The following is a 24,461-nucleotide window of genomic DNA, read 5'->3' as shown; positions in this document are numbered from 1 at the left end:
TAATGCTTTTGCAGTCTCAGAAGTATCCAAACGATTTACCTCAGAAGGACGTACGACGATAAGTGCGATAACGCGGATACCAAAAGTTTTTCTCCACTCGCTCGCCGATTAATTCTTCGGGCACTGGTACAGCGACACCATCCGCCACTGCCTGCTTATAAACGGCCACTGCAATTGCCTTGCTCACTTCGCGAATATTGGCCAAATTTGGCAGCAACGATCCCTCGCCGGTGGTCGCCAAAGGTGACAAAGAGGCAAGTGCTCGAGCGGCCGCAAGCATCATGGTGTCGGTTACTTTACTGGCTTTGGCGCTGATCACTCCGAGCCCTACACCGGGAAAGATATAACTGTTATTACACTGCGCGATCTCGTACTTTACGCCACCTATATCCACGGGTTCAAAAGGACTTCCGGTCGCCACAATTGCCAGGCCTGAGGTCCAGCGAAGAATATCCACAGGCAAGCCTTCAACTCGGCTGGTTGGGTTTGACAATGGCAAAATAATCGGCCGCTCGCAGTGAGCCTGCATTGACTCGACAATGTTTTTATTGAACAGGCCGGGCTGGCCAGAAACACCAACCAACACACTGGGCTGAACATTGCGAATAACATCCGCCAGACCGAGCCTGCCAGGCTTATCCAGCAACCAATCGGCCGTTAAGCCATCGGCCTTGCAGAACTCTTTTTGGAATTCCAGCAAGCCCGAAGAGCTATTGGTTAACAAACCATCCCTGTTCAGAAGAAAAACTCGATTTAGCGCTTGTTCCCGAGTTAGCCCTTCTGCACACATTTCATCGACAATTTGCGCGGCAATGCCACAACCGGCAGAACCGGCGCCAGCAAAAACAATGGTTTGCTCTGACAACTTCTCGTTTTTAGCGTGACAAGCAGCCAGCAAAGTTCCCACTGTCACAGACGCCGTACCCTGCACGTCATCATTAAAACAGCAAAGCTCATCACGGTACTTATGTAGAAGCGGCGTTGCGTGATTTTGGGCAAAATCTTCAAACTGTAATAGCGCATTCGGCCAGCGTACTTTGACAGCTTGGATGAACTGATCGACAAAATCGTAGTACTCGGCGTCGCTGATACGCTCGTGTCTCCACCCCATGTACATGGGATCACTCACCAAAGCGCGGTTGTTACACCCGACATCCAGCACGACGGGCAGAGTATAAGCCGGACTAATACCGCCACATGCGGTATAGAGCGCAAGCTTGCCGATAGGTATACCCATACCGCCTATACCTTGATCGCCCAACCCAAGAATCCTCTCACCGTCGGTAACCACAATAACCTTGACGTTGTGCTTGGTGGCGTTTTGCAAGATATCATCCAACCTATCGCGGTCGGGATAGGAGACAAACAAGCCACGCTTACGCCGATAAATTTTAGAAAAAAGCTCGCAGGCTTTACCCACTGTCGGGGTATATATTAACGGCATGACTTCCTGCAAATGCTCCGTAATTAGACGAAAATACAGGGTCTCGTTAGTGTCTTGGATATTACGCAAAAATATGTGTTTATCGATGTCAGAAGCAAACGAGCAGAGCTGTTCGTAAGCGCGGGCTTTTTGCTCCTCAATGGTTTCAATGTTGTAAGGTAGCAGGCCTTCTAAATTAAATTGCTGTCGCTCCTGACGGCTAAACGCGCTGCCTTTATTCAAAAGCGGAGCTTCCAATAGAGCGGGCCCGGCAAAAGGTATGTATATCGGTCTGGTGTTCACGCTATCCCCTTGAGCTATTCACGGCGTACTCTGACTCAAACAGCCAGCTAAATATTATGGTGCTGTCGCGGCAGCTTTAATCACTTCCTTCCCGGCACTGTTAGTCAGCGTTAAAATAGCATTGTCTAACACTACTTTATGCGTACCAGGTAAAACCTGCAGTAATTTTTGTTCTTGATTCATCAACGCCTCGGGGCACGCCATTCTCGTTGCCGCAATGTTTTGGGCAATGGATAATAGTGCACCTTCAAGTTTGTAATCACCGAAAATCCGATTGCAAGTGCCATTTCCCGAAAAGGTACCATCTGCGGCGAAGGTGAGTTGCGCTGGGCTGTAATCGATCACGCCACCGGCCGCAATTGACTCGATTCGCCAAGAGTTTTGCATCAGGGAGCCCAACAGCTCTGGGTCAGCCTGAGAGGCCGGTTGGTGGGTACAAGCTGTTACTACCATGGCCGCTGCCATCCCCAACCAAGTTTTCACATCAACCATTTCCCTTGCCTCCTTGAAAATACCGATAGGTGCCGCAACCTTTTGATCTTAGCCAGTTTTCAGAAAAATTACACGCCCATATAAAAACACCGGGCTAAAGCCCGGTGTTGTGTAAACACAGCATCAGCGCCCCATACCGGGCGGCAGGCCACCACCGCCTCCAGGCATCATTCCACCCAGGCCGCGCATCATTTTCGACATGCCGCCACCTTTCATCTTTTTCATCATCTTCGCCATTTGCTTATGCTGTTTCAACAAACGGTTGAGATCTTGAATGTTGGTACCCGAGCCCTGAGTAATACGTCGCTTACGCGAGCTCGTCAGACCATCGGGATTACGTCTTTCCCAAGGCGTCATCGAGCCGATAAGCGCTTCCATAACCTTAAACTGTTTCCCCATATCGGCTTGCTGCATCATCTGGCCCATATTGCCCATACCGGGCAATTTGTCCATAAGGCCGGTCAGCCCGCCCATGTCCTGCATTTGTTGCAGTTGGTCGCGCAGATCTTCCAGGTCAAAGCGCTTGCCCTTTTGCACTTTTTTTACCAACTTTTCGGCTTTATCCTTGTCAATTTTGCGCTCGGCTTCTTCGATAAGCGACATGACATCGCCCATACCGAGAATCCGCGAGGCAATACGATCGGGGTGGAAAGGCTCGAGTGCATCGACCTTTTCGCCCATACCCAGGAATTTAATCGGTTTGCCTGTTACCTGACGCACCGACAGTGCCGCACCGCCGCGTGCGTCGCCATCAGCCTTGGTTAAAATCACCCCTGTCAGAGGCAGAGCGTCGTTAAACGCCTGCGCCGTGTTAACCGCATCCTGGCCGATCATAGCGTCAATGACAAACAGGGTTTCAACCGGGTCAGTGACCTCGTGCAGCAAGCGAATTTCATCCATGAGCGCTGCATCAATGTGCAAACGCCCAGCGGTATCGACAATCAATACATCAAAGAATTGCCGTTTAGCATGATCAATGGCCGCCGTTGCAATGGCCTCAGGCTTATCTGTTTCGCTGGACGGAAAACACTCGACCCCTACTTCCTGGGCCAGCGTCTGCAGCTGGGCGATTGCCGCTGGGCGATATACGTCAGCACTGACCACCAATACTTTCTTTTTTTCGCGCTCAGTCAGAAACTTGGCCAGCTTCGCGACCGAGGTGGTTTTACCCGCCCCCTGCAGACCGGCCATCAAAATAACCGCTGGCGGGCGAGTGGCCAGATTGAGTGACTCATTGGCCTCGCCCATCACGGCAATCAGTTCAGATTCAACAATTTTGAGAAATTGCTGCCCCGGGTTGAGCGCCTTGCCTACCTGGGTGCCCAACGCGCGGGACCTCACCCTGCCGACAAAGTCTTTGACCACCGGCAGTGCAACATCGGCCTCTAACAGGGCTTTACGCACTTCGCGCAAGGTCGCCTGGATATTGTCGTCGGTTAATCTCGCCTTGCCGGTAATCTTCTTAAATGTACCCGCAAGACGGTCTTGTAAGTTATCGAACATAGTTGAATATCGCTTTCCAGTTAGGCCACATTTTGACCAGCCGCTGGCACTGCCGCGACCACAGCCATTGTAAAGGGGCATTATAACGTCTAACCCGCGTCCAATACTATTGAAGCTAGGCCAAGACTAATTCTCATTTCCAGCCTTCTCATGTCGGACGTCCTATGCGACACTTTGCGGCTTATGGATACTTGCGTGGAATGATCGAACTGATGTCCCCACACCTGACGAACATACTGGCTATTGGCGGTTACCTTGTCGCCTGGCTCTACTTGGCATACAGCGTTAAGCAGCTTTCCGCTCCGCGAAAGCCATTCTTATTTGCACTTACCGCAATCGCTTTAACTCTGCATATGGCCGGCTGCTACCGCTTGATCATGACGCCCGACGGCTTGGCATTGCAGTTGTTTGGGGTTTTATCGCTGGTGTTTTGTTGCGTCAATTTCATTGTGCTTTTCAGCGCCCTGCGCCGCCCGGTACAGAACCTTTTTCTGCTCTTGTTCCCTCTAACGGCACTAGCCATCACTGCAGCCCTCCTGTTTAAAGGTCAGCGCACCGTGCTACCCGTCACTATGGGGCTTGCTAGCCATGTACTGCTCTCGGTGCTTGCCTACAGCGTCTTGACCATCGCCACCTTGCAGGCGCTGTTCCTAGCACTTCAAAATTACCGTCTCAAGCATAAGCGCACGCTGCCACCACCGCAGCTTATGCCGCCTCTGCAAACCATGGAGTCTCTGCTGTTTGAGATATTGTGGGCCGGTCAAATATTGCTCAGCGCCTCCATCGTATCTGGCATTATTTTCCTCGACGATATTTTTGCGCAACACGCGGTGCACAAAACCGTATTTACGATAATAGCCTGGCTTATTTACAGCACCCTGCTGTGGGGGCGCTATAAGCTGGGTTGGCGAGGGTACACCGCGATTCGCTGGACCCTGGTGGGCTTTGCAATGCTAATGCTGGCGTATTTCGGCAGTAAATTAGTGCTGGAATTTATCCTTAATTAAGTCACGGCAATGGTGTATTGCGCAATACGCCAAACTGCTTCAAGATAGCCGGCCGGCAAGCAATACAGGCAATAAGTACCCTTGAATGAAGTCTCTTTAGAACTGCTGTTTAGCGTTCTGGCCGCACTGCTAGTGATTTCGGCCTTCTTTTCTAGCTCAGAGACGGCGATGATGTCTATCAATCGCTACCGCCTTAAGCACCTGAGCAAAAAAGGTGACCGCGGAGCGATTCGCGTCGAGCAACTGCTGGCTCGCCCCGATCGCTTGATAGGCCTGATTCTGATCGGCAACAATCTGGCCAATAACTTCGCCGCCATCGTCGCTGCAATGATTGGGGTCAAGCTGCTAGGCGAGGATTCTGGTCCAGCCATCGGCGGGCTGGTACTCACACTGTTTATGCTGGTTTTCGCCGAAGTAGCGCCAAAAACTCTGGCCACACTTTACCCAGAGCGCATCTCATTTTTCGCCAGCTTAGTATTAAAGCCTCTATCGTACATTTTGCATCCGGCGGTACTGCTGGTAAACGGTATATCCAATTCGGTAACCAAGTTGTTTGGACTGGAGAAAAAACACTCACACATCGAACATCTAGATCCGGATGAGCTGCGCACGGTGGTTGACGAGGCCGGCGAGCTCATCCCCGATCAACATCAGGGCATGCTGCTGAACATTCTGGATTTGGAAAAATCCACTGTGGAAGACATCATGATTCCGCGCAACGAAGTGGAAGGCTTAGATTTAGAGGACAATGTCGATACGCTTCTCAACAAAATTCGCAATTCCGAGTACACCCGGCTCCCGGTTTACACCGCTGACCTTAATAACGTCGCAGGCATCTTACACTTGCGCAATGTGGCCCGCTTTTTAAACGGCGCCGACACCGATGTAACCAGCGATTTGATCGTCAGCTACGCCGACGAGCCCTACTTCGTGCCCGAGTCTACCCCTCTGCACACTCAGCTTATGAACTTCCAGACACAAAAAAGCCGTATTGCCATGGTGGTGAATGAGTATGGCGAAGTGCAAGGAATTGTGACCATGGAGGATTTACTGGAAGAGATAGTAGGCGAGTTTACCACCAACATCGCAGAGGATACCGAGCAGGATATTATTCCCGAGGCAGATGACTGGTATCGAATTCACGGTGGGACTTTTATTCGCGACATCAATCGCGCGCTAGAGTGGTCGCTACCGATTGACGGACCCAAAACCCTAAACGGTCTGGCAATGGAGTACCTAGAGCGCATCCCAGATGCCAACATCAGCTTTTCACTCGATCAGTACATATTTGAAACCGAAGAGATATCGGACAAAATGGTGACCTGGTTTAAAGTGAAAATGGACGAGAGCCTAACGTAAAACACCGAAAAGCTTGGCAGGCAATAGCACAACACTAACGCCTGCGCAGCTTATGCAGCACCCAGCCGGTCAAAGCCGCCAAGGCCATAGTGGCAACCAGCAGGACTATAGCGGCAAAAGCGTAACTGAATACTTCCCCCCAGGTTACGCCCCAACCATAAACGGCCAAACCAATAAAACACAGACACGAGAGAAAACACGTGGCAGCTAAGCGCCGATAGCGCCCCAAGCTTTTAAACAACATCAGTACTGACTCTCTGAAGAGGCTGAGCTTTGGTCACGCAGAGCTTTAGCCCCCTGTAAGTTAACCGCATTCTCTACCTCGGTATAACCCAATGCTTGCAGGGCATCCATAGCTATGTCCGCACGCCTACCGCTACGACAATAGAGCACAATGCGCTGATCTTTCGCGATTTCCAACTCAGCGATACCCGCTTCAATTCGATCGTGTGGAATATTCAGCGCACCGTCAAGATGAGCAGAAGAATACTCTGCAGGAGTACGAACATCCACCCACAGAATATCTTCAGCACTGGCGAGCATAGAGCCAAACCCAAGCGCCAATAATGTTAGCAGTTGGAGTGTTTTTCGCTTCATAGTCGATCGACTCCCTTTGCTCGCCCGCAGGAACCGGAACTGCACTATCGCTAACATCCAGATCAATCGCGGCGCCACTTGGTTCCTGCCGGCGAATCTTCCAGCACAATACCAGCGGCTACCAGCTGATCTCGAATTTCGTCGGCACGAGCAAAATTGCGTTCTCTCTTAGCTGTGGCGCGCTCCTCAATTAACTGCTCTACTTGCTCGGCGGGCATGGCGTCTTCACTGCCCTGCTGCAAAAACTCTTCAGGCTTAGATTGCAGCAACCCCAAAACACTACCCAATGCTTTGAGTAGCGAAGCAAGGTTTTCTGCTTCAGCCTGATCCTTTTCGGCATTCAGCGCTCTAGCCAAATCAAACATGGCCGCCAGAGCTTCTCGCGTATTAAAGTCATCGTTCATCGATTCGATAAAGCGCTGATAATAGCCATCCGCGTGCAGAGTATTTAAGTCCACAGGCTCGACACTTTCGTGGCCACGCAAGGCACTGTAAAAACGGTCCAAGCCAGCCTTGGCTTCAATCAGATTATCTTCAGAGTAGTTGATCGGGCTGCGGTAGTGACTACTTATCAACAGATAACGAATCACTTCGGGATGATATTTCGCCAGAACATCGCGGATGGTAAAAAAGTTGCCCAACGATTTCGACATTTTCTCACCGTCAAGACGTACCGCACCGGCATGCATCCAATAATTGGCGTATTGACAACCGTTGGCTGCCTCGCTTTGGGCAATCTCGTTTTCGTGATGAGGAAAGGGTAAATCCGGGCCTCCACCGTGGATATCGAAGTTGCTACCCAGACAGTGCTTGCTCATGGCCGAGCACTCAATATGCCATCCGGGTCGGCCCATACCCCACGGGGACTGCCATCCTACTTCGCCCTCTGCTGCGGCCTTCCAGAGGGCAAAATCACGAGGATCTTCTTTGGCACTGCCAACTTCTACCCGCGCCCCAACCAGCAACTCATCCAGTTTCTTGTTCGTGAGCTTGCCATAGTCATTAAACCGCGACACGCGGTAGTAAACATCACCATTTTCAGCCCGGTAGGCAAAACCTTTTTCTTCTAGGGCAGTTATCAAGGCAACAATATCGTCAATGTGTGCAGTCGCACGGGGCTCCTGATCCGGAGGCAATATACCCAGGGCCCGCTCATCTTCGTGCATAAACTCGATAAAGCGGCTTGTTAAGTCCGTGTATGGTTCTTTATTTTCTTCCGCACGACGCAAAATTTTATCGTCAATATCGGTGATATTGCGTACATAATTTACCTCCCAGCCCTGCGATCGCAGATACCGAGTGATAACATCGAAAGCGACCAACACACGTGCATGGCCGATATGACAAAAGTCGTAAACCGTAATACCACACACGTACAGACCGATTTTCCCAGCCTGCAACGGAGTAAAGTTTTCTTTCTGTCTACTTAAGGTGCTGTATATTTTTAATGACATAGCGTTTGCAGAAATTGCCGTTCCCTTCAGTTTTGCTGCGAAATTTTGGCCCAGCTGTCACGCAGGCCAATTGTGCGATTAAAAACCGGCTTGCCGTCTTTACTGTATTCTTCATCCAGACAGAAGTAGCCTTCGCGCTCAAATTGGTAGGCATATTCGGCAGCAGCATTCGTTAATGAGGGCTCTGCCATGCAGCCGCTCAAAACCTCAAGGCTCGCCGGATTAATGGCTTTTAAAAAGTCTTCTCCACCTGCCCCCGGATTAGCCTCACTAAACAGGCGATCGTAGAGTCGCACTTCACATTTCAGGTGATTTTTGCCGCACACCCAGTGAATAACACCTTTGGGTTTAACGCCATCTTCAGGGTCCAAGCCTACAGTGTTTTCAATAACCCGTGCTTTAACTTCAATAATATTGCCATCGGTATCTTTTACGCACTCATCCGCTTCAATCACATAAGCGTTGCGCAGACGTACACGCTTACCAATAACCAGGCGCTTATACTTTTTATTCGCTTCTTCACGAAAATCTTCAGCGTCTATGTATAGAGTCGCCGAGAACGGCAGCTCACGAGCACCCAGATCTTCACGATTAGGATGACCAGGAGCATTGAACACCTCGGTTTTGTCTGCTGGGTAATTGGTCAAGGTCAACTTCAATGGACGCAATACACACATGGCACGCGGCGCATTTTTATCCAAATCATCGCGCACACAGTATTCAAGCATTCCTACGTCGACAACACTGTCAGACCGGGTAACACCAATACGTTCACAGAAGTTGCGCAGCGCAGCCGGTGTGTAACCGCGGCGTCGCATACCAGATATGGTGGGCATCCGCGGATCATTCCAGCCATCGACAAAGCCTTCATCTACAAGCTGGCGCAACTTGCGCTTGCTGGTGACGGTGTAGTTCAGGTTCAGCCGCGCAAATTCGTACTGCTTAGGAGAGGCAGGCACCGACAAATTTTCGATAAACCACTCGTACAAGGGGCGGTGATCCTCAAACTCCAATGTACAAATGGAATGGGTAATACCCTCAATCGCGTCGCTCTGGCCATGGGCAAAGTCATAGGAAGGATAAATGCACCATTTATCCCCGGTGTGATGATGACGTACTTTTTTAATGCGATAGATCACTGGATCACGCAGATTAATATTGGGAGCGGCCATATCAATCTTTGCTCGCAGCGAACAACTGCCCTCTTCTAGCTCGCCCTGCTTCATCTTGGTAAACAGAGCCAGGTTTTCCTCAACGCTGCGATCTCGGTTGGGGCTATTACGACCAGGCTCCGTTAGAGTGCCGCGGAACTCACGCGCCTGCTCTGGGCTCAAATCGCAAACATACGCTTTGCCGGCTCGGATTAACTCCAGTGCCCAATCGTGCAACTGGTCAAAATAATCCGAAGTAAAACGAATATCCCCAGCCCACTCAAACCCCAGCCAAGTGACGTCACGTTTGATGGATTCAACAAACTCTTCGCTTTCTTTTTCCGGGTTGGTGTCATCAAACCGCAAATTGCACTTGCCACCGAACTCACGCGCCAGGCCAAAATTCAAGCATATGGATTTGGCGTGTCCGATATGTAAATAACCATTTGGCTCGGGCGGAAAACGGGTGGAAATCGAGGTGACCTTACCTTCGGCAAGGTCGCGCTTAATAATATTTTGCAGAAAGTGGGCGGGCTTTTCATTAGCCGGCGCATCCGCTATGGAGGAGTCGCTCATATAGCTCAGAATCCAAACGAGAATAAAAACAGGCGAAATTAGGCAGGGTATTGTATAGCCTGCGCCCGGTATTTCCTACCGTTAGCGCGTCAAGGGCCTATTGTGGAGCGGTAGTCGCTGCGTCTTTGCAGCTGGTAATCACGCACCGCCTTGTTGTGTTCTTCCAAAGTGGCGGAGAAAACATGGGTGCCATCGCCCTTGGCGACAAAATACAGCTCGTCACCAGCTTCGGGATGCATGCTGGCATGTAAAGCGCCCTCGCCGGGAAGTGCGATGGGAGTAGGCGGCAAGCCATGGCGGGTATAGGTATTGTACGGGGTTGGGCGGCGCAAATCGGCGCGGCCGATTTTGCCTTGGTAACTCTCGCCCATACCGTAGATCACAGTCGGGTCAGTCTGCAAACGCATATTCTGCTGCAGGCGACGCACGAAAACCCCGGCTATTTTCTGCCGCTCCCATGCAGCGCCCGTTTCACGCTCAACAATAGAGGCCATAATTAGCGCTTCATAGGGGGTCTCGTAGGGCAAACCTAAATCGCGTCCCTGCCATAACTCATCCAAAGTAGCCGCCATTTTGCGATAAGCGCGCTGCAAAATTTCAACGTCGGTGGTACCGCCGTCGTAATGATAAGTGTCCGGAAAAAACCATCCCTCCGGGTGATCAACAGGCAGGTCCAACAGAGCCAATTGCTCCTCCATTGTCTTGCCCTGCAATACAGAGGTAATCCTGGGGGCGCGCGCCAAGGCTGCGACAGCGTCCGCATAGGTCCACCCCTCAATAATAGCCACGGCGTACTCAATGACATTACCTGTGTGCAACACCTTGACCAAGTCGGCAGGCGTTATACCTGGCTCAAAACGATAATCACCGGCCCGGACTGCAGCCTGCCCACTGAGGCGAGCATATAATACCAGCACCTGCGGATGCTCAAGCACTTCAAGGGCCGCCAAATCAGCTGTCACCTGACTGAGGTTGCCGCCAGCGGGCAGCTCATAAACCAGGCCATCGTCACCGACAATCAAAGGCTCATTAAGCCACTTTTTAAAATACTGAAAGGCACCCAGCCCGGCCACCAGAGCGCCCAGAAGCGCTAACAGTATGACTTTCTTCAAAAAGCTTACCGCGAGCTGTACCATTAATTTACAGCCTTTTCGAAATACATGTTCACCGCAGCCTGCAGCTGCTGAGCACGATCACTGCTCGGCAGTCTAAACCAAAGATTTCCTTCGTCATCCACGATTTCGCCGACAGGCCTAACGCCTTTAACGCTGTTGCAAATAAAGAGCTCTTCGGCGGCTTTTATATCTTCAAGCCGTAGCGAGTCCTCGCGCACTTTAGCGCCCGTCGCGGGAATGATACTCTCGCATAGCAATTGTCGCATGACCCCCTTTACACCACACTGATCCAACGAGGGCGTCAGCCAAGTATCATCTTGCCATATAAACAGGTTATGCGAGGTAGCCTCAATGACCTCGCCCTCTGAATCACACAAGATACCCTCTGCAATGGCCGAGTCACTCCATTCGGCGCGTGCTATTACCTGCTCGATACGGCTCAAGTGTTTGTGCCCTGCCAGCGTCGGGTTGCGCCCGAGTCTTTGCTTACACAAACGCACAGTGCAGGGCTCTTTTTCATTTGCTATTGCCGCATCGGCCGGGAAATAAAAACAGATCAGTCGACTTCGCTCGGCGCCCGCCGGGTCATACCCCCTGCCGCCATCACCTCGAGTTAAAATGATCTTTATCACACCAAAACTAACAGAGTTAAGCTGCGCAAATATTGGCTCGATTGCGCGAGCTAAAGCTGCATCGGATAAATCGATGGCCAGCTCGGCAGCGGAGCGCTGCAGACGCTGTAAATGATAGGCCAGTAAAGGTAGCGCACCACGATTCACGGAAATAGTTTCAAACACACCATCTCCGTAGGCCAGTCCCCTGTCCAGAGGGGAAAGACCGGCAGCAGGTGTGCCATCAATCCAGATTTGCGGCATATTGCTAGCGGCCATTGCCCAATATCTTAACGGTAGGTTTACTTCAGGCGCGAAAACACCAACGAACCATTGGTGCCACCGAAACCAAACGAGTTCGACAGCACAGCGTGTATTTCTTTTTCCTGCGCCGTATGCGGCACAAGGTTGATATCACCACACTCTTCGTCTGGATTGTCGAGATTAATCGTGGGCGGAGCCACCTGATCGCGAATAGCAAGCACACTAAAAATCGCTTCTACGGCACCGGCGGCGCCCAAAAGGTGACCAATCATAGATTTGGTGGAACTAACCGCCACCTGATCAACCGCTGAGGCCATCACAGATTTCACCGCCCGACACTCAGCCACATCCCCTGCCGGAGTAGAAGTGCCGTGGGCGTTAATGTAGTTGATGTCTTCGAGAGCGATATTGGCGTCCTTGATCGCGTTTTGCATCGACAAGGCCGCACCTGCTCCGTCGGCTGGAGGAGACGTCATGTGGTAGGCGTCGCCGCTCATACCAAAGCCGACCAGCTCAGCATAAATGTTCGCACCACGGGCTTTGGCATGCTCGTACTCTTCCAGCACCAAAACCCCAGCGCCATCACCCAGTACAAAACCATCGCGGTCTTTATCCCAGGGTCGGCTGGCCGCCTGCGGATTATCGTTGCGCCCGGAGAGAGCTCGAGCAGCAGCAAAACCGCCCAAACCTACTGGCGTAGTCGCCATTTCCGCGCCACCAGCGAGCATCACATCCGCCTCACCGTACATGATGGAGCGAGCTGCCAGACCGATACAGTGGGTACCGGTAGTGCACGCGGTGGTAACGGCCAGGTTTGGCCCGCGCAAGCCGTAATGAATAGACAAGTTACCTGCGATCATATTGATGATTGCACCCGGCACAAAAAACGGCGACATACGGCGTGGGCCTTTTTGCTCAACGACCAAGGTGCCATCTTCGATAGTGCCAATACCGCCGATACCAGAGCCAATAGAGACCCCCATACGGGCGCTGTTTTCTTCGGTAACTTCAAGCCCCGAGTCACGCATGGCCTGAATGCCAGCAACCATACCGAACTGGATAAAACGATCCATCTTGCGCGCATCTTTTTGCGCAAAATAACCGTCGACAGAAAAATCCTTCACCGACGCGGAAAATTGTGTACTGAACGCAGAGGCGTCAAAGCTGGTGATCGGAGCGACACCGCTCTTACCGTTTAAGATCCCATCCCAGGTATCCGCCACCGTATTCCCCAAGGGACTGACCATACCTAACCCGGTAACAACTACTCTCTTACGCGACACTTATTTAATCTCCCGCTGCAGAAACGCGAATGCTCTGCTCGCCTGTTTGATTGAATACCGACATGCACGAGCACGCGATACTAAAAAAGAAAAAGCCGTACTATTTTTCAATAATACGGCTTTCGCTGAATCTGGATTCAAAGAATGCGCAGATTAGGCCAGATTGGCATTGATGTAATCGATAGCCAACTGAACAGTGGTGATTTTCTCGGCTTCTTCATCCGGAATCTCGGTTTCAAACTCTTCTTCCAGAGCCATCACCAGCTCTACAGTATCCAGAGAGTCCGCGCCCAAATCTTCAACGAAAGAAGCCTCGGCTTTCACTTCATCTTCTTTAACGCCCAGTTGCTCAGCAACGATTTTTTTTACGCGTTCTTCAATGCTGCTCATGATCTAATTCAACTCCTAGTAGGTAGTATCGACGAAACCGTCACCCGAACCACAGTGGCGGTTCCAGATTATCTACGGCGAAATCGACGCGCATTTTACATCGAATTTCGCCGCGTTGTAACGCATCGGGCAAAAAAACTTTCCCCTGCGAGTATTTTCTTATAAAAAACAACTGCTTAGAAAAGCAATTATCCCATATACATGCCGCCATTCACCTGAATAGTCTCACCGGAAACATAACCTCCGGCGTCAGAAGCCAAAAAGCTCACGACTGCGGCAATCTCCTCAGGCTTGCCCAGCCTGCCAAGAGGAATGCGATTTAGCAAGTCCGCTTTTTGTTCGTCCGGCAAAACCTTGGTCATATCGGTATCGATAAACCCAGGCGCCACAGTATTCACGGTAATACCGCGCGAACCAACTTCAGCCGCCAGTGAACGCGCGAAACCCGCTACACCGGCTTTAGTTGCCGCGTAGTTCGCCTGCCCTGGGTTGCCCATAGAGCCAACCACGGAGCCGACATTAATGATACGCCCCCAGCGAGCCTTCATCATGCCGCGCAATACAGCTTTGCTCAATCGATACACTGCACTGAGATTGGTATTGATCACGTCAAACCACTCTTCATCGGACATGCGCATCAGCAAGTTATCCTTGGTGATACCGGCGTTGTTTACCAATATTGCTGGCGCGCCATACTCATCTGTAACCCGCTTGAGCAATTCGGCTACCGATTCCGGCTCAGTAACATTCAGCACCATGCCACACCCCTTGTGCCCCACAGACTGAATATTGTCGGTAATGGCGGCGGCGCCTTTTTCGCTGGTCGCGGTGCCAACCACCACGGCACCGGCGGCACCGAGCTGTTCGGCAATCGCCGCACCAATACCGCGGCTTGCACCAGTTACAAGTGCCACTTTATCTTCTAAATTCATCATCTTATAAAATATCCTTTAGTGACTTTCTAGGAGGCTAAAGCCGCTTCGAACTCCTCGGGAGTCTCCACTGAAGTCGCGCTGATAGCGCGATCGATCCGTTTTGCAAGACCGGCCAACACCTTGCCAGGTCCGCATTCAATCAAGCGCTCGACACCTTCCGCCTGCATGGTTTTAACGCAGTCAACCCATAGCACTGGCGAATAAATTTGCTCAATCATCAGCGCTTTAATTTTTTCTGGATCCGACTCGGCCGCGGCATTCACATTGTGCACCACAGGCACCTGGGGCGCATTAAACTCAGTTGCCTGAACCTGTTCAGCAAGACGCTCCGCAGCTGGCTGCATCAATAAAGTATGGAAAGGAGCACTAACCGGCAGCGGCAAGCCGCGCTTGGCTCCTGCCTCTTTGCACGCCTCAATAGCACGTGCCACCGCATCGGCGTGCCCTGCAATTACTACCTGCCCCGGCGAGTTAAAATTCACCGGCCCTACGACTTCGCCTTGCGCTGACGCTTCACAGGCAGACTTAACCTCTGCGTCATCCAAGCCAATAATCGCTGCCATGGCGCCTACGCCAGCCGGCACTGCCTCTTGCATCAGCTTGCCCCGTTGGCGCACCAGGGCAACAGCATCAGTAAAAGCAACCACGCCCGCGCACACCAAGGCCGACCATTCGCCCAAACTATGACCCGCCATCATTGCCGGCGCAGCGCCGCCTCGCTCACACCAAACGCGCCAACAAGCAACACTCGCCGTGAGCAACAAAGGCTGAGTGCATTCGGTTAGGTTAATCTCCTCCTGAGTCCCCTGCTGCGCACGCTGCCAGAGGTCGTACCCAAGCACCTGCGAAGCTTCAGCAAAAGTTTGTTCAACAATAGGATACTGGGCCGCAAGTTCGGCGAGCATGCCAATTTTCTGCGATCCCTGCCCCGGAAATACAAATGCGAGATTTGCTACGGTCATAATCATTAACTCTTATATGGTTAGAACTAAAATCTTGTGTTGCTCCTATTCACCGGGCAACGGCAGTAGCGATTTTTTCTGGCACCGCTGTTTGCGCTTGCTCAAGCGCCAAGTTCAGGGCATTGACGGTAGCATTTACTCCCGCGCCACCATGACTCTTGACTACCACCCCGTTAAGCCCAGCGAGCACTGCGCCATTATAAGCGTCGGGGTTAAACTCGGCGCGCCAACTTTTAACGATCGGCCAGATTAGCAGGCCCGCCAAACGCCCCAGCCCGGTCGAAAAGCTCTTCTCGATTCGGCGGGTTAGCACCCTAGCCACACCCTCGCTGGTTTTAAGGGCGATATTGCCACTAAAACCATCGCTTACGATTACCTCTGCAGCACCGGTATAAATGGCGTCAGCCTCAAGGTAACCGGAAAAATTTATATCCTTAGCACTTTTCAGTAGCTGCGCCGCATCGCGAATAGTTCGGGTTCCCTTACCCGCCTCCGCTCCAATATTAAGCAGCGCAACCCTCGGGTTTTCGATCCCCGAAGCCCTGGCCTGAACCTGCCCCATGCGGGCAAACTGCAGCAACTGCTCGGCGCTGCAGTGTAGATTCCCTCCCAGATCTAGCATCAGTGTAAAGCCCGATTCCACCGGCATAATTTTACTGAATGCCGGTACTTCTACACCTGGAATAACCCCTAGCACACGGCGACTAATCAGCATCAATGCGCCACTGTTACCGGCACTGACACAGGCCTGAACCCTGCGATCAGCAAGCGCCTGTAACGCCTGCCACATGGACGAATCCTTTCCCTGGCGCAATGTTTGGCGCGGGTCGGCATCCATCGCAATCACACTTTGCGTCGGCTGTATGCTGATATTGCTAGAGAGGGGGCGGTCGGCGGCGGCGTTAATGGCCTCCGGATCACCGAACAAATGAAGTTGAACATGGGGTACTGCCTGCGCGAATTTTTGCGCAGCGGGGATAGTAATGCGGGGACCGAAGTCCCCGCTCATAGCATCAAGTGCCAGTCGTATTGGAGTAGACAATGTTAAATCGTCTTTCTGCCAGACAACTTACTCGTCAGATGCTTTATCGATCACCTTACGACCACGGTAAAAACCGTCGGCGGTCACATGATGACGCAAGTGCTTTTCACCACTGGTAGGATCTACAGACAGGGTCTGCCCGGTCAGCGCATCGTGAGAACGACGCATACCGCGCTTAGAACGTGTCTTTTTGTTTTGTTGAACGGCCATGATTTAACTCCTATATAACAATAAACTGAAGCAGGGGCGCCTCTGGTAGACCAGACTACTTTTTCGGCGTTCCTTTAAGTTGCTCCAGAACTTGAAACGGGTTTTGCTTGGGCTTACTGCTTACCTCAGCCTCGGGTGCCTCACTGCGAAAGTGCTCACTGGGAACACACGCATAGTCATGATAGGCCACCGCCGGCAGACTCAACAGCAACTCTTCTTCCACGATATCGTAAAAGTCAGCTGCACCCTCACCTACAACCCAAGGATCGAGATCGCGCGGCAAGGCCCGAGCCTGATCCTCACTCCACACAATACCGAGCCTCAGATTACAACTTAAAGGCACCTGAACAAGGTCGAGACAACGCTGACAGATCATACTGACCTCGCCGTCAATTGCTCCTTCCAGTACCTTTTTGCCATCTTCATCAATTCGGAACGATAACAGCACCTGAAAACTCGCACTGTCACCAGCCACTGCACCCTGTAGACGCGGCAGCGCCTCAAGAGCCAAAACGCCCGTCAATTCTACGCCCTGCTGGGCGTATTTACGCGGGTCGCCGCGCCTTGGCAATGACTGACTTGAGGGTGCTTGAGACATAAGCGCGCAATAATAGGGATAGACCGTCCATCTGTCAAAGACATTTGACCTTTTCGGCCAATAAATACAAGGTATCGGGCCATTTAAGTGCCCCGCGAATTAATTGGAACCCGCAACAGTGGCACTCAACCCCTAAAACGCCCAAGCCGGCTCGGCGCCACTGGCCGTACCAGCACAGCGGAGACAACACCAATGCAACGAGAAATTGTACTCGCCTCCAGCTCGCCTCAGCGTCGCGAACTGCTGAAAAGGCTGAACCTACCTTTTACTGCGGTATCGCCCGAGATCGACGAAGCACCTATACCGCATGAGACTCCTCACGAACTGGCCCTGCGCCTGGCGCAACAAAAAGCCGAAGCGTTGGCGGCCACCTACCCCTCTCACCTGATTATTGGTAGCGACCAGGTTGCAAGCCTGGACGGCACCCCCTGCAGCAAGCCCGGCAACCATGAAAAAGCATTGGCTCAATTGCAAGCGGCGAGCGGCAAAAAAGTAACTTTTTATACCGGCCTGTGCCTACTGGACTCCTTGAAAATGAAACCCCTTACTGCGGTGGAAAGCTTCAGCGTATATTTTCGCCCTCTAACCACCGAGCAAATAGACTATTACTTAAGGCAGGATCAGCCCTATGATTGCGCTGGCAGCTTTAAATGCGAAGCTCTGGGCATTAGCTTATTCGAACGACTGGAGGGGGATGATCCCAACGCCCTCATCGGCCTGCCACTGATAAGACTTACACAGCTACTGGGTAAAGTGGGAATCGATGTGCTCAAATCGCAACCTAGCGACGCCAGGACAGAATTTCACTGAAACAACTCATGCACAGCTCAGGCTCGTAAGGATACAGGCGCTCGGGTTTATGAGCTCCGTAACTGACTGCAATACGCGCCATTCCGGCGCGCCGCCCCATTTCCATATCGTACTCGGTGTCGCCTACCATTACGGCTTCAGCGGCGGGGACAGATAACTCCGCCAACAGCTGATGCAACATCAAAGGGTCCGGCTTAGAGGCTGTCTCATCGGCACAACGACTGGCATGAAAATATCCGTCAAGCCCCATCGCCGCAAAAATACGATCGAGTCCCTTGCGGCTTTTACCCGTCGCTACCGCCAGAATATGCCCATCGGCCCGCAACTTATCCAAGGATTCCTGAACCCTGGGGTATAACTCTGCGGGCTTGGCCTGGTCCATCTGCAGGTAATGATGTCGGTAGCGGTCACGTATAGCATCCAGACTTTGTACTGATTCATCCGGGTACATCACCCGTAAAGCCTCCGGCAAACCCAGGCCGATTATATTGCGCACCGTATCGTCCTCCGGCCGCTGCCAACCTATATCCTCGGCGGCGCGCTGCATGGCAGCCACTATGGTGTCAGTGGAATCGCTGAGAGTCCCATCCCAATCAAAGATATACAGCAAAGCCTACTCCTCCGGCCTTAAGCCACCCAAGACTGACTGCAGATCACCCGGCAAAGGCGCCTCAACCATAATCTCTTGCCCGTCAGGTAGACATAGACGCAGCGCACTGGCATGCAAAAACAGCCGCTTTGCACCATTGCGACGCATCTTTTCATTCACATCATCACGACCGTATTTTTCGTCCCCCAACAAGGGGCAACCTTTGTACTGAGCGTGCACACGAATTTGATGCGTACGCCCAGTAATTGGCCTCGCCTCGACCAGAGTAAACCCCTGATAACACTGTAAAATCTTAAACTGGGTCAGGCTGCGTTTGCCCTCGGGATGGACTTTGACAATACGCTCGCGACCGCCAGAAGCCTCAAGCTTAAGCAAGGGCGCATCCACTTTATGCGCTTTAACAGGCCAGGCACCCACTACCAGCGCCTGATAAACCTTGGTAATACCGCCTGCCCCGGCTGTTTTTTCCCGCAGCGACTGCTGTAAAAATCGAAGATAACTGCGTTTTTTGGCCACCATAATGCAACCGGAGGTATCCCTATCCAGCCGATGGACCAACTCAAGATAACGAGCCTCAGGCCTCAGCTGACGCAAAGCTTCAATCAAACCGAGACTGACACCACTGCCACCGTGTACAGCAAGCCCGGGCGGCTTATTAACCACCAACAAGCCATCACTTTCGAACAGGATCGACTGATCCAGCAGCCTGCCTAACCCTTGACTTAATTGCTTGGGAGGCTCGCGACGGGCAACTTTCAGCGGTGGCAAGCGCACTACATCGCCCGCGGCAAGGCGGCTCTCGGCTCGCACCCGCCCTTTATTGACCCGTACCTCGCCTTTGCGCAGCAACTTGTAAACGTGTGTACGCGGCACCCCCTTTAACCGTGCCACCAGGTAATTATCTACCCGCTGCCCAGCCTGATCGGCATCGATAGTGAGATACTGAACCTGACTAAAGCGCTCATCAAGGTCATTAAAAGAGGGAGGTTTTGTATTCATGGCGCGGATTTTACCAGTATTCGCTTTGCGCGGGCACATCCGACAGCGGCAAAAATACGTTTGCCGCGCTTTGCCTTAGCTGTTATATTCGGCCCTGCTGGGACAGGCAGGTTTCCGGACATTGCGTATCAGGCGTGTCGCGAGGAAATACCGCTGCCAGCCGAGGTGCCGCCCAACTTAATATACGATTGACGTGGCGCACCAGGTGAAGTGATGAGAGGTGCGACGCGCGCCCAAAGCTATTTAGCTAAGCCAAGCTTAAGGCAGCGCGAACACCAAAACCATTGCGCAGCAGGCGCAATGCGATTAATCCGCTCGATGTGTTTTGTAATATACCAGCTGATCTCTGGCAGAAACTTGAACGATGAGAGAGCACCAATTGCTCCCGATAGACTCATAGGAAAGAAGGCATTTGCCTGCTGCACAGACAAGCAAAATGACAGCGCCGGACAGACCCGGCTAACTCGGTAAAACGGATTTTAAAGACAATATTGACACTTCGGTTTGCAAAACCAGCGCCTAATGCGCACAAACCGACGACGAAGTTCAATAACAATCCGACAGCCGCCACTGCCTCCCTCAGGACGCAGAGCGCAATATGGCTGTGCAAGACACACAGCGTTGATTAGTCGCCAGGGGCCCGCTGCGCCCAACAGGAAAGACTAGGAAACGCATGAAAAGAATGCTGATAAACGCTACCCAGCCAGAAGAGCTGCGCGTAGCACTGGTTGACGGCCAATGGCTGTACGACCTGGATATTGAAAACCGCAACCGCGAACAGAAAAAAGCCAATATTTACAAAGGCCGAATCACCCGGGTTGAACCCAGCCTCGAGGCCGCGTTTGTTGATTACGGCGCCGAGCGTCACGGCTTTTTACCACTCAAAGAAATCTCCCGCGAATATTTTGCTAAATCTCCCGGTGATTCCGACGGCCGCGTCAAGATTAAAGACGTTGTTAAAGAAGGCACAGAGGTTATCGTTCAAGTCGATAAAGAAGAGCGCGGCAACAAAGGCGCAGCCCTCACGACTTTTGTCAGTTTGGCCGGACGCTATCTGGTTTTAATGCCCAACAACCCTCGCGCCGGCGGCATCTCGCGCCGCATCGAAGGTGAAGATCGCGCCGAATTGCGCGACGCCCTGAGCCAGATTGAAATCCCCAATGGCATGGGCATTATTATCCGCACCGCGGGCGTGGGCCGCAGTGCCGAAGAATTGCAGTGGGATTTAAACTACCTGCTACAGCTTTGGGAGTCGATCGATCAGGGAGCGCAAAACTGTAAGGCCCCTACTTTCTTATTCCAGGAAAGCAACGTTATCATCCGCGCCATTCGCGATTACCTGCGCCAGGATATCGGGGAAGTTATCGTCGACAACAAAGAATCTTTCGACCTGGCCTCAGGCTTTATTCGCCAAGTCATGCCTAATTTTGGCAGCAAGGTTAAGCTATATCAGGACGACATCCCCCTATTTAACCGTTACCAAATCGAAAGCCAGATCGAGACCGCCTTTCAGCGCGAAGTAAAGCTACCTTCTGGCGGCTCGATTGTGATCGATGTGACCGAGGCACTGGTTTCTATCGACATCAACTCCTCGCGCGCCACCAAAGGCGGCGACATTGAAGAGACTGCACTGCAAACCAACCTAGAAGCAGCCGATGAAATTGCGCGCCAATTGCGCTTGCGCGATATGGGCGGCCTGGTGGTTATCGACTTTATCGACATGCAGGCAAGTCGCAATCAGCGCGAGGTAGAAAACCGCATTCGCGATGCCCTGGCAATGGATCGCGCGCGCGTACAGATTGGCCGCATCTCGCGTTTTGGCCTACTGGAAATGTCGCGTCAGCGTCTGCGCCCAAGCTTGGGCGAAGTACATTCCAAGGTTTGCCCGCGCTGCAATGGCCAGGGCACCATTCGCGGCACTCGCTCGCTGGCACTGTCTATTTTGCGTCTGGTAGAGGAAGAGGCGCAGAAAGAGCGCAGCGCAGAAATTCGCGCCATTGCGCCAACGTCTGTAGCCACCTATCTGCTGAACGAAAAGCGCAAAACCATTTTCAGCATTGAGCAGCGCAACAACACCCGTGTAGTAGTTGTACCCAACAATGAGATGACCACTCCGCATTTCGAAGTACAACGACTTCGCGATGATGACGAAGGCACCCTGGAAACCAGCTATAAGATTGTTGCTTCTGAAGAGCACACCGAACACGAGCAGATTACTGAGGCCGCTCCCGTTAAGCTGCCTCAGCCACTGGTTCAACCTACTGCACCTGCCGAGCAGGCGCCCGCACCTGTGGCCAAGGCCGAGCCGGGCCTAATTGCTCGTCTTATCAGCTGGCTGCAGGAACTGTTCGAAGGTGAGGAGAAGCCCGAGCCCGCCCCCAAGCACAAGCGCAAAGGTGGCGATCAACGCTCGCGCCGCAGTCGCCCACAGAACCGTCAACGCCGTCAGGACGAGAGCGACGACAAGAGCAAAAAAGGCAAAAAAGAGCCAAGCGAAAGCAAAGACCGCAATAGCAAAGATAAAGATAACGGCGAGCAGCGCTCAGAGTCGCGCCCCAACCGCAATCGTCGCGGACGCAACCGCAATCGCAACCGCAACCGCGATGAGCAGCGCAACAATCAACCCGAGGGTAAAAACAGCGACAGCAATAGCCAGGCTTCGCCACAAAACCCGGCGGAGGAAAACCAGAGCAGCTCAGGCAATGATGAGCAACGCCCGGCCAAACGCCCTTCCGGTCGCCGCCGCGGCAACCAACGCCGCCGTCGCCGTGAGGACAGCACCTCTAACCAAGAGCTGCACGCCCAGGTCAACCAGGCGATCGATGCTCAAGAAGCTGCCGTACAAGAAACGCCAACAGCCAGCGACAAAGCATCAGTAACGAGCGACAAGGCAAAAGAAGCCGGCGCCCCAAAAGCGGCCGACGGCAATCAGCAGCCGCAAGCTAAGATGGAGCGCGATCAAGAACGCAAGCCCGCCGAACAAGTCAGTAAGGCCGAAGTTAGATCGTCAGAGAAGTCTGCAGAAGAAAAGGCTCCCGCCGAGAAACCTGAGGCAGAAGTACAGGAGCCGGTCAAGGTCGAAGCGGATGCCGTGACTAAAGAAGGCGACACCTCGACAGAGAAGCCGGTAGCCGAAAAGGAAAAGCAAGACGAGATCGACGCAACTGCAGCGGCAGAACAAGCAAGCGAACAGCCTGTCACCGCAGCAAACCCTGTGTCGGAGCCTTCGCAGAACGACACCAAGGTAGAGGCGGAAGCAGCCGTTGTGCAAGAAACACCGATAGCGCAGCCTCAGGCGGACACACCTTCACCCGAGGAGCCAGCACCTGCGCAAGCTGAAATCACTGAAGCGAAAGCCAACGAAACGGTTGCAGAAGACGAAGAGAAAACCTCTGCTGCGAAAGGGCAAGAAAAAACCCTGACAATCGCGAGCAAAGATGGCTCCCAGACCTCAGTGCGCAAATTCAGCAGAGCGCAAAACGATCCACGTGTTACCCCCAAGCCTGTGCAGCAGGTGCGGATTCTGACCGAAACTCGCAGTCGCCCTTTGCCGAGAGCGCTGGATACCAGTCAGCCGGCACGGGTAAACCACAACCCTCGGCCATTGCAGCGTCCCAGCAATGACCCGAGGGTCAACGGCAAGCCTGCTCAGTAATCGGGCAAATTGAATAAAAGCCGGGCAGAGCCCGGCTTTTATTTTTGCTACCACCCTATAAGTAACGGAAAAATAGTGTTTTTTTCCACACAACGCTTGCCCCAAAATAAAACCTATGTATAATTTGCCCCACTTCGGAAGGGTGGCAGAGTGGTTGAATGCACCGGTCTTGAAAACCGGCGTAGGTTAATAGCCTACCCAGGGTTCAAATCCCTGCCCTTCCGCCATATCGAAAGCGCTTTGCTCCATGAGTAAAGCGCTTTTTTTATGTCTCAATGTTGTTTCAGACACCTTGTAACCCGCTCCCGACGCCCCCAATATAAGTACTGGTATATCTTTGCTTTGCCCCATCAAACTTGTATGATTGGGCGCAGTTAAACTGAACTGGAGAACCCCCATGGAACAAATACGCACTGTTGATTCTGCAATTGCGCAGTCCGCTGAAGTCAGTAGCGTTTTGCGCAACACTTATTTACTCCTGGCCGTCACCCTGGCCTTTAGTGCATTGACAGCTGGCATCGCCATGGCCGTCAATATGCCACACACCCTCGGCATCGTGATGTCCTTGGTAGCAATGGGTCTTATCTGGTTTGTTTTGCCACGCACCGCCAACTCAGCTACAGGTTTGGTGGTTGTATTCGCTTTTACCGGTCTAATCGGCGCTAGCCTCGGCCCAATTCTGAACTACTACCTTGCCACCGCAAATGGCGGCACCATCGTATTACAAGCGCTGGGCGGCACTGCATTTACCTTTTTAGGCCTCTCAGCCTACGCTCTGATTAGCCGCAAAGACTTCAGTTTTCTGCAGGGCTTTGTGGTCATGGGCGTTATGATTATGCTGGGCGCCATGCTGCTACTTATAGGCGCCTCTTTGTTCGGCTATCATCTTGAAACTCTGCACCTAGTGTTTTCTGCTGGCATTATTCTGCTCATGTCAGCGATCATTCTGTTTCAAACCAGCGCCATTATTCATGGTGGTGAGCGCAACTACATTTTGGCAACCACCAGCCTATATCTAGCCATCATTAATATCTTCACCAGCCTGCTTCATTTACTGGGCGCAGCAGAAGATTAAGTAATCGCCATTCATAAAAAGCCCCGCAAGGGGCTTT

Annotated in this window: 23 protein-coding genes and 1 tRNA gene; 6 read left to right on the top strand and 18 right to left on the bottom strand. The window is 52.4% G+C overall.

The window, feature by feature from the left end; genetic code table 11:
- Positions 1 to 40 precede the first annotated feature (40 nt).
- From NHM04_RS01850 to ffh, 3 genes are all read right to left on the bottom strand, one after another.
- Positions 41 to 1,726, bottom strand: coding sequence for an NAD-dependent malic enzyme (locus tag NHM04_RS01850; RefSeq protein ID WP_254265354.1), 1,686 nt, complete (start codon positions 1,724 to 1,726; stop codon positions 41 to 43).
- 54 nt (positions 1,727 to 1,780) lie between these two features.
- Positions 1,781 to 2,218: an META domain-containing protein gene (locus tag NHM04_RS01845; RefSeq protein WP_254265353.1), complete on the bottom strand. Its 438-nt coding sequence runs from the start codon at positions 2,216 to 2,218 to the stop codon at positions 1,781 to 1,783.
- A 123-nt stretch (positions 2,219 to 2,341) separates the two neighbouring features.
- Positions 2,342 to 3,721, bottom strand: coding sequence for a signal recognition particle protein (gene ffh / locus NHM04_RS01840; protein WP_254265352.1), 1,380 nt, complete (start codon positions 3,719 to 3,721; stop codon positions 2,342 to 2,344).
- A 164-nt stretch (positions 3,722 to 3,885) separates the two neighbouring features.
- Here ffh and NHM04_RS01835 point away from each other — a divergent pair, with 164 nt between their 5' ends.
- Both NHM04_RS01835 and NHM04_RS01830 read left to right on the top strand, forming a co-directional pair.
- Positions 3,886 to 4,728: an inner membrane protein YpjD gene (locus NHM04_RS01835; protein WP_254265351.1), complete on the top strand. Its 843-nt coding sequence runs from the start codon at positions 3,886 to 3,888 to the stop codon at positions 4,726 to 4,728.
- An 81-nt stretch (positions 4,729 to 4,809) separates the two neighbouring features.
- Positions 4,810 to 6,087: an HlyC/CorC family transporter gene (locus NHM04_RS01830; protein WP_254265350.1), complete on the top strand. Its 1,278-nt coding sequence runs from the start codon at positions 4,810 to 4,812 to the stop codon at positions 6,085 to 6,087.
- A gap of 34 nt (positions 6,088 to 6,121) precedes the next feature.
- Here the strand turns inward: NHM04_RS01830 and NHM04_RS01825 are convergent, their stop codons facing one another.
- From NHM04_RS01825 to NHM04_RS01765, 13 genes are all read right to left on the bottom strand, one after another.
- Positions 6,122 to 6,331, bottom strand: coding sequence for a hypothetical protein (locus NHM04_RS01825; RefSeq protein ID WP_254265349.1), 210 nt, complete (start codon positions 6,329 to 6,331; stop codon positions 6,122 to 6,124).
- Positions 6,331 to 6,684 (bottom strand): rhodanese-like domain-containing protein, encoded by a 354-nt coding sequence (locus NHM04_RS01820; protein ID WP_254265348.1) that lies wholly within the window; start codon positions 6,682 to 6,684, stop codon positions 6,331 to 6,333. The genes NHM04_RS01825 and NHM04_RS01820 overlap by 1 nt, the downstream gene beginning before the upstream one ends.
- Positions 6,685 to 6,746: 62 nt before the next feature.
- Positions 6,747 to 8,138 carry a cysteine--tRNA ligase gene (cysS, locus tag NHM04_RS01815; RefSeq protein WP_254265347.1) on the bottom strand — a complete coding sequence of 464 codons (1,392 nt, stop codon included), beginning with the start codon at positions 8,136 to 8,138 and terminating at the stop codon, positions 6,747 to 6,749.
- Positions 8,139 to 8,164: 26 nt separating this feature from the next.
- A complete protein-coding gene (locus NHM04_RS01810; protein WP_254265346.1) occupies positions 8,165 to 9,865 on the bottom strand; it encodes a glutamine--tRNA ligase/YqeY domain fusion protein in 1,701 nt (566 codons plus the stop codon).
- A gap of 89 nt (positions 9,866 to 9,954) precedes the next feature.
- Positions 9,955 to 10,977, bottom strand: a complete 1,023-nt coding sequence (gene mltG / locus NHM04_RS01805; protein ID WP_254265345.1) for an endolytic transglycosylase MltG — start codon at positions 10,975 to 10,977, stop codon at positions 9,955 to 9,957.
- Between the two features lie 23 nt (positions 10,978 to 11,000).
- Positions 11,001 to 11,870 carry an aminodeoxychorismate lyase gene (gene pabC / locus NHM04_RS01800; RefSeq protein WP_254265344.1) on the bottom strand — a complete coding sequence of 290 codons (870 nt, stop codon included), beginning with the start codon at positions 11,868 to 11,870 and terminating at the stop codon, positions 11,001 to 11,003.
- Positions 11,871 to 11,893: 23 nt separating this feature from the next.
- Positions 11,894 to 13,138, bottom strand: coding sequence for a beta-ketoacyl-ACP synthase II (fabF, locus tag NHM04_RS01795; RefSeq protein WP_254265343.1), 1,245 nt, complete (start codon positions 13,136 to 13,138; stop codon positions 11,894 to 11,896).
- Positions 13,139 to 13,291: 153 nt separating this feature from the next.
- The gene (gene acpP / locus NHM04_RS01790; protein WP_020209685.1) at positions 13,292 to 13,528 is read right to left on the bottom strand and encodes an acyl carrier protein; all 237 of its coding nucleotides are present in this window, start codon (positions 13,526 to 13,528) and stop codon (positions 13,292 to 13,294) included.
- Positions 13,529 to 13,716: 188 nt separating this feature from the next.
- A complete protein-coding gene (gene fabG / locus NHM04_RS01785) occupies positions 13,717 to 14,460 on the bottom strand; it encodes a 3-oxoacyl-ACP reductase FabG (RefSeq protein WP_254266671.1) in 744 nt (247 codons plus the stop codon).
- Between the two features lie 29 nt (positions 14,461 to 14,489).
- On the bottom strand, positions 14,490 to 15,425 hold the full coding sequence (gene fabD / locus NHM04_RS01780; protein ID WP_254265342.1) for an ACP S-malonyltransferase: 936 nt from the start codon (positions 15,423 to 15,425) through the stop codon (positions 14,490 to 14,492).
- A 49-nt stretch (positions 15,426 to 15,474) separates the two neighbouring features.
- On the bottom strand, positions 15,475 to 16,467 hold the full coding sequence (gene plsX, locus NHM04_RS01775) for a phosphate acyltransferase PlsX (RefSeq protein WP_256527057.1): 993 nt from the start codon (positions 16,465 to 16,467) through the stop codon (positions 15,475 to 15,477).
- A gap of 27 nt (positions 16,468 to 16,494) precedes the next feature.
- On the bottom strand, positions 16,495 to 16,677 hold the full coding sequence (rpmF, locus tag NHM04_RS01770) for a 50S ribosomal protein L32 (RefSeq protein ID WP_020209689.1): 183 nt from the start codon (positions 16,675 to 16,677) through the stop codon (positions 16,495 to 16,497).
- Between the two features lie 55 nt (positions 16,678 to 16,732).
- The gene (locus NHM04_RS01765) at positions 16,733 to 17,275 is read right to left on the bottom strand and encodes a YceD family protein (protein WP_254265340.1); all 543 of its coding nucleotides are present in this window, start codon (positions 17,273 to 17,275) and stop codon (positions 16,733 to 16,735) included.
- 192 nt (positions 17,276 to 17,467) lie between these two features.
- Here NHM04_RS01765 and NHM04_RS01760 point away from each other — a divergent pair, with 192 nt between their 5' ends.
- Positions 17,468 to 18,085 carry a nucleoside triphosphate pyrophosphatase gene (locus tag NHM04_RS01760; protein WP_254265339.1) on the top strand — a complete coding sequence of 206 codons (618 nt, stop codon included), beginning with the start codon at positions 17,468 to 17,470 and terminating at the stop codon, positions 18,083 to 18,085.
- Here NHM04_RS01760 and NHM04_RS01755 read toward each other — a convergent pair.
- On the bottom strand, positions 18,057 to 18,695 hold the full coding sequence (locus tag NHM04_RS01755; RefSeq protein WP_254265338.1) for an HAD-IA family hydrolase: 639 nt from the start codon (positions 18,693 to 18,695) through the stop codon (positions 18,057 to 18,059). The two genes, NHM04_RS01760 and NHM04_RS01755, sit on opposite strands and share 29 nt — an antisense overlap.
- A 3-nt stretch (positions 18,696 to 18,698) precedes the next feature.
- Entirely contained in the window at positions 18,699 to 19,694 is a 996-nt protein-coding gene (locus NHM04_RS01750) for an RluA family pseudouridine synthase (RefSeq protein ID WP_254265337.1), read from the bottom strand.
- A gap of 673 nt (positions 19,695 to 20,367) precedes the next feature.
- On the opposite strand from NHM04_RS01750, the gene rne reads away from it, so the two are divergent.
- The 3 genes from rne (at position 20,368) to NHM04_RS01735 (ending at position 24,424) form a co-directional block, all read left to right on the top strand.
- The gene (gene rne / locus NHM04_RS01745) at positions 20,368 to 23,349 is read left to right on the top strand and encodes a ribonuclease E (RefSeq protein ID WP_254265336.1); all 2,982 of its coding nucleotides are present in this window, start codon (positions 20,368 to 20,370) and stop codon (positions 23,347 to 23,349) included.
- A gap of 136 nt (positions 23,350 to 23,485) precedes the next feature.
- Positions 23,486 to 23,576, top strand: a tRNA-Ser gene (locus tag NHM04_RS01740).
- Positions 23,577 to 23,746: 170 nt separating this feature from the next.
- Entirely contained in the window at positions 23,747 to 24,424 is a 678-nt protein-coding gene (locus tag NHM04_RS01735; protein WP_254265335.1) for a Bax inhibitor-1 family protein, read from the top strand.
- Positions 24,425 to 24,461 lie beyond the last annotated feature (37 nt).

It is taken from the genome of Gilvimarinus sp. DA14, assembly GCF_024204685.1.
In the GTDB taxonomy this organism is placed as follows: Bacteria; Pseudomonadota; Gammaproteobacteria; order Pseudomonadales; family Cellvibrionaceae; genus Gilvimarinus.
The sequence above is the reverse complement of the archived record's forward strand: the minus strand, read 5'-3'. Positions and strand labels throughout refer to the sequence as shown.